7 protein-coding genes are annotated in these 11341 nt (G+C 63.8%); 4 read left to right on the top strand and 3 right to left on the bottom strand.

The window, feature by feature from the left end; genetic code table 11:
- The first annotated feature begins 18 nt into the window (after window positions 1–18).
- A complete protein-coding gene (locus tag AB0877_RS07075) occupies window positions 19–441 on the top strand; it encodes a DUF4259 domain-containing protein (RefSeq protein WP_366607416.1) in 423 nt (140 codons plus the stop codon).
- A gap of 230 nt (window positions 442–671) precedes the next feature.
- Here the strand turns inward: AB0877_RS07075 and AB0877_RS07080 are convergent, their stop codons facing one another.
- Window positions 672–1118 carry a hypothetical protein gene (locus AB0877_RS07080; RefSeq protein ID WP_366607417.1) on the bottom strand — a complete coding sequence of 149 codons (447 nt, stop codon included), beginning with the start codon at window positions 1116–1118 and terminating at the stop codon, window positions 672–674.
- Between the two features lie 1322 nt (window positions 1119–2440).
- Here AB0877_RS07080 and AB0877_RS07085 point away from each other — a divergent pair.
- Both AB0877_RS07085 and AB0877_RS07090 read left to right on the top strand, forming a co-directional pair.
- Window positions 2441–3535 (top strand): PD-(D/E)XK nuclease family protein, encoded by a 1095-nt coding sequence (locus tag AB0877_RS07085; RefSeq protein ID WP_366607418.1) that lies wholly within the window; start codon window positions 2441–2443, stop codon window positions 3533–3535.
- A gap of 239 nt (window positions 3536–3774) precedes the next feature.
- Window positions 3775–4329, top strand: a complete 555-nt coding sequence (locus AB0877_RS07090) for a hypothetical protein (protein ID WP_366607420.1) — start codon at window positions 3775–3777, stop codon at window positions 4327–4329.
- Here AB0877_RS07090 and AB0877_RS07095 read toward each other — a convergent pair.
- Entirely contained in the window at window positions 4326–5360 is a 1035-nt protein-coding gene (locus tag AB0877_RS07095) for an ImmA/IrrE family metallo-endopeptidase (protein WP_366607422.1), read from the bottom strand. The genes AB0877_RS07090 and AB0877_RS07095 overlap by 4 nt on opposite strands.
- A 706-nt stretch (window positions 5361–6066) precedes the next feature.
- Window positions 6067–6837, bottom strand: a complete 771-nt coding sequence (locus tag AB0877_RS07100) for an META domain-containing protein (protein ID WP_366607424.1) — start codon at window positions 6835–6837, stop codon at window positions 6067–6069.
- A gap of 946 nt (window positions 6838–7783) precedes the next feature.
- On the opposite strand from AB0877_RS07100, the gene AB0877_RS07105 reads away from it, so the two are divergent.
- On the top strand, window positions 7784–11338 hold the full coding sequence (locus AB0877_RS07105; RefSeq protein ID WP_366607426.1) for a LamG domain-containing protein: 3555 nt from the start codon (window positions 7784–7786) through the stop codon (window positions 11336–11338).
- Window positions 11339–11341 lie beyond the last annotated feature (3 nt).

An 11341-nucleotide genomic window follows, 5' to 3' on the forward strand; every position in this document is an offset into this window, starting at 1 on the left:
GCCAACGTGAGGAGGGTGATGGCAACCTGGCAGTTCGGCCCGTTCGACAACGACGACGCGGTCGAGTGGTGCGACGCCCTAGAGGCCGCCCCGCTCGACCAACGCGTCGAACTTCTGCGCGACACCCTGGAGGTGGCGGCGGCCGGGCGGGCCCTTACGGCGGGGGAAGCCGCTCGAGCCGTAGCGGCGGCCGCCACGGCGCTCCAATTGCTCAGCGGCGTGCCGGTCTCGAACTCGGCATACACTCCACGCCTCCTGTTCGACAGAGAGGTCATGGCAGTCGATTCATCAATTCGAGACTTGGCCGTGGAGGCGCTCGGTGAAGTGCTCGCGGAGGGTTCAGCCTGGCGGCTGCTATGGGCTGACGACATCGAGGAAGAAGAGGCTATCGCCATCATTCAAAGTCTTCGGAGTCACCTGGTCTCGGCAGTGACGCCGTAGTCACTCATCGGTGGGTATGTTCTCACCGGTAATCAATGCGCCGCCCCGCAAACGAACTCGCCGCATTTGATACGCGCTCTCCCGCCAGTCGACGGCTGCGGGCCAGTAGCCGGCTCTCGCTAGGCGCCGCCGACGAGATCGCGATGCCGCCGCCGGGCTCGCAGGGTTCGTCACCCCGCACGTCTTGCGGGAGCCCCGGACCACCTGTAAGTGGTCCGGGGCTCCCGTCGTCACGCGTCCGAAAGCTGGTCGGGGGTGGTGGCCTCGGAGTTGCGGCGCAGCAGCTGCTGCCACTCGGCCTCGCGACGGTCATGCAGTTGGGCGATGGTGAGCATCAGGGACTCGGCGTCCTTCCTGGTGTACCCGTGCAGGTCAACGACCATGCGGTCGCTGACCTCCACCCGGACCCGCCTACCCACGTGTCGACCGATGAACGCCCCCACGGCCCCGCCCACCGCCGCCCAGACCTCCGGGGTGCTCACCGCGACGGAAATTAGTTCCATCGCGGCGCTGCCGGCAGAGAACTCGATCCCCATGCTGTTGTCGACGTCGGCCTCGGTGAGCAGGCCCTGCAACTGCTCACGGTACCCAGGAGAGACGCGGATCTTCGCGTACCCGGTGCCCGCCCACGGCTCGATCCGGACCACGACGTCGGCATCCTGATGGGCAGTTGTCATGCGCTCCAATGTGGCAGGCCGGTGCGACGACATCCGCGCGCTACCTGCCCAGCGACGGCCTGTGGTCGATGTTCAGCCGCAGCGAGAGCCGCCTGGGCGGCTTACCTACCGTGACCAGCCGGGCTGAGCGCAAGAGCGCGCGCACCGATTGAATACGCACTTCTACCAGTCCGGTCGTGGAATAAACTGCAACCCATTCGGCCGCCTCCGCCCTCGTCGCCTGCTTGAGCGCTCTCGTGAGACGTCCCTCTGGCGGCACGATGCTTGAGCGGGACCATCGGTTTGCTCAGTCGCAACTCCCTTGGAGAGGTAACAGAATAGTGGCTCTTATGCATCGACGCCTCGACGCAGGCGTACGGCCAGGTCAGACACGGTGACCCGCCACGCTGGGCATAGACGACTCCGAGATGGAGTTGCCGAACGGTTCCGGTCGGTGGTCGGCTGAGGTGGGATGCCTTCCCGTCAGCCACCGACCCAGGCGAGCCGAGCAGGCCAGGGTCAGGGCGACAAGGTCGTCCGGTAGCCCGCTCCACCTTGTCACCCTGACTCTGGTCCGCTCCACGGTGTATGGGTCGGCGGCAGATGGGATGGCATGAGTTGGTCCGGTGGGAGCCCGGATTGAGCTAGCTCTGCCAGATGACAGCATCGAACATCCGTTCTAGAAGGACACACTCGCTTCCGGGCCGGAATCTATGCCTCTACAATGCACCTCAGAGCACTGCCTGAATAGATCATGGGAGCGCTGGCCTAGTAATGGGGGCCGTCAAGTGCCGAACGAGTCAGGATCGCCTTTGGTCTGGAAACCCGGAATCCCGCTCAGGCGGGACGAGCCGGTCTACCGAGTCAGTGCAACTGATGCGGAAGCTGCCGCGAGTGCCCAATCGTGTCCGTTGGCGCTGGCGCTTAAAGTGCGTCCCCAAACCAGCCCTGACACGGGGGAGTGGGTCCGGCGCCGCGGCCCCTTCGTCCTCGGTGTTTTGGCCGACGCTATCCAGGACGTCGGGCGGCGGGTCAATCACGGTTACGACCTATGGGAGGCAGTTCGGCGACAGGCACGCCGCTTTGAGTCTCAGCATGAGGGCGTCCGCCAGTTCTTTGATCACGCACTTACGCAATTCTTCGAGTACCATGAGGCTCGCGAAGAGGAGATCGGCGCACTCCGATTCTTGGACGGATGGCCCGACATTCAGAAGGGGCCGAGGGCGTCCCTGTTTGCTTGGTCCCTGTTGTACGAGACAGACACGGGCTGCCGAGAGATACGCCGCATACGAGTCGCGACGGCAAACAGTAAGCTGACACCCTGGGCGTATGTCGCAGCCCACTTGGCGGCGAAGTATCAGACCGGCACCGAGCCGCAGCGGATCTGGGTAACCGAAATCGGGCTGAACGATGGGATTGAATTTCACCTTATTTCAGGGGAATCCCCCGATCGAGTGGAGGAGCTATACCAATCAGGCGGCCGAGATTTCGTCCTCGCAGCCACTAAAGGCGAGGAACGTGTTCCCGGACGCGCCTGCGGCAGCTGCGAGTACCTCGGCGGCTGCGACTCCCTGATCCCGCTTAACGGCTTTCTCCAAGCTAACAGCCCTGGTCCGTGGACGAGATCTGTCTCGGCATCCGACCTTGTTCTCTACGAGGCATGTCCATCGCGCTGGTACATGGAGCGCGAAATTCACCTACCGAGAGTGGAGGAGGGCAGCGAACCTCTTCTCCGCGGATTGGCCACGCACCAATGGCTCGCACAAGCGCACGGGCGAGCCAAGGCGTGCTCTGCTGATGAGTTACCAGACCCAGCGGATATCGACCGTCTGGGAAGCGTAGGAGAGGCAGCAGTAGATCCTGGCGACTACGAGTTGGCGTATCCGTTTCTGCGCTCGCATCTTGACTGCTGCCCGTTACATGATGAATCGATTAGATCGTTGACGGCTGAGCGGACGCTCTACGCGTTCGACGCCCAGGCAGACGCGGTAATCGCAACAAAGGCCGATGCCTTCTGGCTTCGCGGTGACACTCTTATTATGCGGGAAATCAAGACGGTGCAGGCACAGCCCGAAGCCGATAAGGACGAAATTTTCAGCGCCTTCCTCGCCGTGGCGTGGGACCTTGTGGCATTGGACACGGGGTTCATTGGGCACTTCGGTGCGGCAAGGGGCGAGGTCCAGCTTGAGATACTTTCGCCCGATGCTGCCGTCGTTCACACGTACTCAACTGACGACGCGGCTCTCATGAAGATGGCGCGCGGACGGATCCGTCGGCTTGGTCGAGACTGGTTGGCCGATGTCCAATGGACGCCAACGCCCAACCCGGGTTGTACGCATTGCAGCGTGCGCCGATGGTGTGGGGTCAGGGACGCATGGGCGCACGCTGTAGCCACTAAAGTAGCCGCAGGGGCTGAAGACATCTCCCTCGCCTCTTGAGGCTCCGAGGAGGACTCGTGACACCTGGTGGGCGGCGCATTTCACCCAATATGATCCCCCATCGCACTAGGTCGGTGCCTCCAGCCAGCGCAATGCCAAACCGTCGGCATGCCTTCAGCGCAGGAGTGCCGCAGCGCGGCTGGCCGAACTCGACCGTCTTCGCCGACACTGGGATCCTTCTGAGCGCAGGGCGAAAGCGGGATTGCGTCCCCAAGTTCACAGGCCACTACGCTGGCCGCTTGTACGTGGCCGAGAACGTCGCCATGGAAATTGCACGGATGGCTGCGCCAGGCGCCGGGAGGTGGGCCGATGGCAGGGCACACACGGCAGCCGCAGTCGCAAAAACCTCCATAGTGGACGCGGGTAGATGCATTGTCGATGCGGAAGAGTATGACAGCAAAGTCTTCGACGAGGTGCTACTCAAGCTTCAGAACCTGCCTAAGAAGGGTGACGGGGAGCACCATGAGTTCGCGCACCTAGGGGAAGCGGCGTCGATCGCCCTATGCGTTTTAAGAATTGCCGAGGGGCGGCGAGTGGTCTTCCTTGTCAATGATGGAGGTGCGAGCCTCGTTGCGTCCCAGCACGGTGTCCCTGCGCGTCATTTCGGACATGTGCTCTCCGAACTGTCGTGCGCAGGCCACTACACCAGCGAGGAAGCGTTTGATGTCTTCGCTTACGCGGCCGCCGTTAGCGGTATCCCTGTTGATTCGGCACCGACGGGGGCGAAGGACTTGGAGTGTCGCGGGAATTCAGGCTCGTGTGGCATCTGCGACAGCCTGGTGGGAGAGGCCTAGCGGAAGTCCGGCGATTGCACGCTCTGCTGGTACCCTGCCGCTTCTAGTTCCTGCTTGACTCCGGTGACGTCGTCTGAACGTCCAAGCACTCTCGCCACCACTTCTGAGGAGACAAGTCCGTCCCGGTAGGCATCAAGGGCCATGGAGAGCGCCCAGTGTGATGCCGACGGCTCGCCTTGGGCAGAACATGCGCGTTCCCATTCGTCCTGAAGCCGCGCCTGCCGCATGAGTTGAGATATTCGAACCTGCGTGTAAGCCTCAAGGTGGCTTCGCGGAACCCCAGCAGCTTCGACAAGGGTCTTGATACTAGCTTGGCGGCTTAGCCCGAAGCGCATCATGAACTTAGCCAGCGGCACGCCATATCCATCTATCGGCTTTTTTGGCCCGTGCTCGGCCCAGAATTGTCGGACTGCGAAGTCGGGAGCTAGGAAATGTCTCGCGAAAACTTCTGCTCGGATTTCTTCCAGATGGCCGTCCGGGTAGTCTTTCCGATTCACGAACAGTGACCGATCGTCCTGGTACAAGAAGTGGCAGAGTTCATGTGCCATTGTGAAGCGCTGTCGACCCCACCAGGTGTGATTGGTGTTAACCATGATGGCGGATCGCCAGGAGCTTTGCGAAGGGTCGCGCAGGGTAATTCCTTGAACCGTCTTGGGCATCGAATCAAAGATTACGGCTGCACCCAACGACTCAATGAACTGGGCGATATCTCCAACGGGCTCTTCGTCGCCCAGCTCTAGGTAGTCACGTAAGCGCTCAGCTGTCCTGGCGGCGGCACGCTTGTGATAAGCGTCGTGCGCTACGGCCCGACGGGCTTCCATTGCAAGAGCGCTCGTGCGGGCACCTTCCTGCGGATACCATGAGAGCAGCAGTTCAAGGTCCCGCAAAGAACTTTCGGCTCGCCGTGCGACTACGTCGATGTCGTCGTCGGTGGCTAGAACCCCTGCACGGAGGGCTACGGCAAGGCTTCGCTGAACTGGTGTATCTCCAACCAAGACGGCTAAGGGCACACCGGAGCAGACCGCCAGCATGGCGAGTTGGGACCGGCGAGGCTGCACTCGCCCCGCTAAAGCGTCGCCCAACCAGCCACCGTCCTCGGGCTCCCCGAGTGCTGCGTAGATATTACTGACCGAGGCATCCGCTCCCGCGAGCGCTTGGTGTAGGCGCTCAGCCCAATCTGGCAGTTGAGGGTACCTCGACATCGCTACCTCTCGTCTCGATGGTTACGTGGGGTAGTCGTCTTGTAGCTCTCTTGCGTCCATAGCATACTCGGCACCCCTGACAAAGACAGTCCGACTGGCGTGTCAGGCAAGGCGTGTGGGCAACGAAAGGCCACAACCAGCACGTTGTTCTTTAGCTCGAAGGATTCAGGGGAGGTGGATCGGCTGCGCGACACTGCCGCCGACCGGCTCGGCCGTCACTGACAGTCGCGCCGCATCCCCCGCCAGACGCTGGCCGAACCTCGGCGGTCGGGATCCTACTCAAAATCGGCCTTTTGAATCCGGTAGAACCAGATTCGCGGACTATGCAGGTACTTGTCACCTTGCTCTATATACGCCTTATCTGTCCAGGCCATGAGCCGAACATGGGGAGTGTTCTCAAGGCCACCGACCTGGTCACTCAGTACTGGAACAGCTGACCCCGCACGGGGAACACCATAGTGACCCTTATGCAGGCTCTGTTCACCGTTCGGAATCCTGTGCTGTCCCACAGCAGCGGCCGCTTGCAGGACGGCTTTCAGTTCGTGCGAGTTAGCCGGCCTGTCTCGTCGCCTCGGGCGTCGAGAAGCACCAGAACTTTACCGTCAAGACCGGCTCGTCTGGCCGTCGTGACCCATTGCCCGATCGGCACGCTACCGGTGCAGAACGCTAGCGTGATCGGCCTCGCGGTGGCGAGCAGGGTGCCGCCAGCAGCGGCGATCCACCGGCCGCTCTCGTCGTTGCAGCCATCGGACCCGCGCCACTCACCGTCTGCCGCGAACTCCAGGTACGCCGCCTTGTGCCCGCGTGCGGGTACCCAACGGCCAACCACCTGGCGCTGGTCTGCGGAAACTAGCGTCGCCGGTAGTGCGACAGCCGGTGCCAGGGCTCGTCGAGCTTCGTCGGTAATCACCGGCGGTTCCAGCACGGAGTCGGCCATGTCGGGCTCGGGGATCGGTGTCGCCCCGGGGATCAGCCGGGCGACAACGTGGTTGTGCCCGTTGAGGAGTACGGGTAGTCCGGCACCGTCAAACTGGTAGGCCGTCACGCGTCGTAGCCACTCCGGTGTTTCCTGGCTAGCCTGCTCGCAGCCAGGGATGCCTTCGACGGCGGCCGTGGAAGCCGTCGAGATGTCGGCGAGGAAGGTGCCATCGCTGTTGGCCTGCCAGGCCCCGCCCAGGGTGCCGCAGTGGCTGCCCATCAGGTGCAGAGTTCCGTGTGCGAGGTGCAGGATCTTGCCCGCGCCGGGGTCGGCAACGTCGACGAGCGTCCAGGAGCCAATCAGCGACTCCGGCGCCAACGGCGTCACCCGTCCTGTCGTGCCCGCGATCGGCCTCGGGTCCGCGGGCTCCGAGTAGCCCTGTCGATCGCATCCGGCGAGCAGTACTCCTGTCACGACCAGGGTTACGAGGCGGCCTTGATATGCCATTCGGCTCCCTATCCGGCGGTCTTCCGGCTCCTCCAGGCACCATCGGGGGCTGGAGACCGGGCGGCATACGGCAAGCAGATGCGCCTGCTCATTCAACGGCTAGTAGGGGTGTTGGATGTGCCCGCAAGTCTGCCGGACTGCCACTCCCCGAAGGTGACGCGAGGACGCTCTTGGCCCGGGTGTGGGCCTGCGCGCGTCCGGTCGTTCGTTGAGGTGGAGCCGCTCGCTACACGGCTGGCTGGTGGCTCCTGGCGACCGAGGACGAGCTGGGCCACACATTGTGTGCGGCCCAGCGGCCCGGCGGCCGGAGGACTCCGGTGCCGGTTTTGTTAGCCAAGAAGGGCTGCTACAGGTTCGTTAAGTACGCATGCCGTGAGGCGGGCACGGCACGCTGGCAGGGCTAGCGGGGCCGATCAGACCTGGCGGGGTTTCGTGTGGACTCCCCGTTTATCCCCCGAAAACCCCGTCCGATCATCGGCGAAAGGTGCCAAGGGCTGATCAGCTCCTGGCAGTGCCTCTACTGGCGGCGTCTGGCTACTTTCGGTCATCTTGATGTCGGACTGACAAGCTGCTGTCCGTTTCCTCCTGGCAACTTGTAACCGCTCTTTACAGCTGATCATCAAGCTTCCTACAGTTCGGCCGTTCATCGGGCGTGATCAACGGGGGCCTTGCGGTGGTTGCTGCACATGTACGTGTCGGGGCGGGGTCCGATGGGCGGGTAGGGCGACGCGCCCGACAGTTCGCGGGGCCTGGGCTTAGCCGACTGATGGCATGTCTGGGTTTGCCGGCAGCCTTGGTGATTGCCGCTGCCGGGGTTGTGCTATCGGTGGCGGCCGCACCTGCTGTGGCGGCGTGTGCGGGCGAGGCGCGGACGGAGTCGGCGGCTGCGGTGATGGCCGCCGCTTGTGACCAGGCGGTGGTGGTCGATGCATCGCGGTCTGAGTACGCGCGGGTTGTTGCGCAGCCGGACGGGCGTATGACGTTCGAGTCGGCTGTGGTGCCGCAATGGACCCGCAAGGCCGGCGAGTGGACCGACATCAACCTCGAGCTGTTTCGTGACACCGACGGTCTGTTGCGGCCACGGGCCTCCGCTGCCGATGTCACCTTTAGCAACGGCGGGTCCGGCCCGCTCGTGATCGTGAAAAACGCGGCCAAGACGATGACGATGTCGTGGTCGGGCGGGAGCCTGCCGGAGCCGGCAGTCGACGGAGACTCAGCTACCTTCCTGAACGTTCTGCCAGACGTCGACCTGGTGCTGAGGGCCACACGCGTCGGCTTCACTCACGTCCTTGTCGTCAAATCCGCCGCGGCGGCGTCCAATCCCGCAGTACGTCAGATCCGCCTCGACCTGGGCGGCGACGCGCAGGTGCGTCACAGCCCAAGTGGAGCCTTGAAAGCGACCGCCGGCGCGGTCGTGGTCGCCTCGGCGGAGCCCGCGGCAATGTGGGACTCGCGGCCCTCGGCGTTACCGGCCAACGCGACCGGTCGGAGCCAGTCGGCCGGTGACGAACCGTCGTCCGACGTATCCGCTGGCGACGCCGCGCAAGTAGCCCCGGTGGCTGCGCAGATCACGGGCAGCGGCGACCTCCTGCTGACTCCGGACCCGACGTTACTGGACTCCCCGGCCGCCCATTTCCCGATCTACATCGATCCCCAGTGGCGCTGGTCAGATCTACGCAACAAGTGGGCGTACTCCACCAACGACGGGTCGTCGAACAGCGACCACAGCGTGGCCCGGGTGGGGTTGAACCCGGACACCGGCGCCATCTACCGGTCGTACTTCGAGTTCCCGACCGTGGCTGACAACGGGGTGTCACTGAAGGGAAAATTCATCGCCGACGCGCGGGTCGAGATGAAGGTGGACCACACCCACTCGTGTGACGACACCCCGACCTGGATGTACCTGTCGCCGGCGATCGACAAGACGATGCGGGCAACCTGGTCGAAGATGGGTTTGTCGACGATGCTCACCGCCGCGGGCAGCCACGCCAACGAGGCGGGTGGATGCGACGCGATCCAGCCGGACATGACGGTGCAGTTCGAGAGTTCGGCGGTGACCACCCAGCTCCGAGCGGTGGCAGGCAACAGCTGGTCAACGATGACGCTCGGGTTCAGTGCCGCCGGAGATAAGAACGGCAGCGGCGAGTCGACGCAGAGCCGCTGGAAGAAGTACTTCCCGGGAAACGCCAAGCTGTTCGTGGACTACGACAGCAAGCCCGGCGCTCCTGCAGGCTTGCAGGTCGCGGGCGTGGCATGCAACAGCGGTGTGCTGATGGTCGGCGCGTTCACGCCGACGTTGCGGGCGACGTTCCCGGACGCCGACTCGTGGGACTCCCTCACGGCCCACTTCGAGTGGATCGAGGTGCCATCCGGTGGCATGGCCACGGTGACTGACACCTCTCCGGCACGCAAATCGGGACCCGGCGACAAGACGGGAATCACCCCGAACACGGTGGCGACCAGCGTCGCGTTGTCCGGATTAGTGAAGGACAAAACCTACGCGTACCGGGTGAAGAACACCGACACCTACTTCCAGTCCGCGTGGTCGCCGTGGTGCCGGTTTGCGGTAGATAACACGAGACCTCCGGTGACGGTGAGCATGGTGACGGCACCTTCTGGCCCTGGGCGGGCGGGCAGGTTCCGGATCGAGTCGTCGGATACGACGGTGGCGACGTTCACCTACGGCTGGGGCAGCGCGGGGGAGTTCTCCAAGCCGGCACAGGGCACCAGTCCGAAGTACGTCGAGGTGGACGCGACCGCTCCGAGGTATGGCCGGAACGTGTTCAAGGCCAAGGCCATCGACGGAACCCTGAACGAGAGCAACGAGTTCGGGTTCTCATTCACGGTGGGCCACCCGTCGCCGGCCATCGCCCAGTGGGGCTTGGAAACCTATCCAGGCATCGACCAGTCGGCGGCGCTGGCGGACAAATCCGGGGTGGGCGCGAGCACGCCGTTGACTGCCAACAGCGTCGGGTGGACTGATGACGTGCGGATGGTCGACGGGAAGACCGCGACGTTCAACGGTTCCAGCAGCCAGGCGGCATCGTCGGGGCCGGTGGTGGACACCACCAAGTCGTTCACCGTGGCGGCGTGGGTCCGACCGTCGTTGATCGATACTTCCAATGACCGCAACGTGGTGGGCCAAGACCCGGCGATGACCACCGATAGCACCATGGCAGGGGGGTTCTATCTGGGCGTCCGCCGCGACTCCCAGGGACCCCACTGGTCATTCCATATGCGGAACTCGGTGGACAAGAACAGCAGCGGCACGACGATCTACGCCCCCCCGACGCTGGGCAGCGCGGACATCGGAAAGTGGGTGCATATCGCCGGCGTTTACGACGCTGCGGCAAAGACGATGCGCCTCTACGTCAATGGCGAGGATGCTGGCGAGACGTCACGTGCGGCCACGCCGTGGGCCGCCACGGGCCGCTTCACGGTCGGGCGCACATTCTGGGGTACCGCAGGCAGTTGGTGGCCCGGCAATATCGCCGACGTTCAGGTGTTCGACCGAACGATCGTCCCGCATGACTTCACCGGAATCCTCAAGGAGGACCCCAACTCGGGCGGGTTCGATGAGCCGGGCATGCTGACGCCGATCCAGGTTGGCGGCTGGGGATTCGAGAGCGATCCTGAAGGCGCGTGCTGGGACCCGACGATCGTGAACTCGTGCGAGGCCAAAGACACCACGACGGCATGGGATCGGTGGCTGGCCTTGTCCAAGGGCGTCGAGATCGGCACCGGGCGCGGTGGGGACGGCAGCGCTGGCCTGCACTTCGACACTGGGTTGGATGACGACGCTGACCCGAACACTCCGCCTGCGCTGACAACCGAGTTCGGGCGCTCGGCCTACAAGCTCAATCCGATAGGTGAGGTGGCGCAGTGGCAGGCAACGCCGGTGCTGCGGACCGACCAGTCATTCACTGTGTCCGTGTGGGTACGGCTGGAGCACACCGATGACTACCAAACTGTGATGATCCAGAACGGGACGGCCGTCAGCGGCTTCTATCTGTACTACGGCAATGACAACGGTGGCGTGTGGAAGCTCAAAATGCTCGACACCGCGGCAACGCCAGACGACGGCAGCGGAGCCACGTTCGCGACGGCGCCAGCACCGAACGTCGGTGACACCTGGCAGCACCTGGTCGGTGTCCTGGACGCCGACCGCCGGCAACTCAAGCTCTTTGTCAACGGCGAACGCAAGGCCACGACCGCGCTCCGGACATCCTGGCGACCCTGGCAGGCAAACGGTCCGTTGGTGGTGGGTAGGAACGGCAACTGGCACCCGCTGCAGGGCACAGTCGACGACCTCAGCCTCTATCAAGGCGCGATGACAGACGCCCAAGTCCTGGCCCTACACGAAGCCCAGGAAGCCAACTAAGCC

Source organism: Micromonospora sp. NPDC047644 (assembly GCF_040704315.1).
Classification (GTDB): Bacteria; Actinomycetota; Actinomycetes; order Mycobacteriales; family Micromonosporaceae; genus Micromonospora.

Excerpts from the sequence above, each read along its gene's own strand:
- AB0877_RS07075 (WP_366607416.1), top strand. The coding sequence starts at position 19 with ATGGCAACCTGGCAGTTCGGCCCGTTCGACAACGACGACGCGGTCGAG.
- AB0877_RS07080 (WP_366607417.1), bottom strand. The coding sequence starts at position 1,118 with ATGACAACTGCCCATCAGGATGCCGACGTCGTGGTCCGGATCGAGCCG.
- AB0877_RS07095 (WP_366607422.1), bottom strand. The coding sequence starts at position 5,360 with ATGCTGGCGGTCTGCTCCGGTGTGCCCTTAGCCGTCTTGGTTGGAGAT.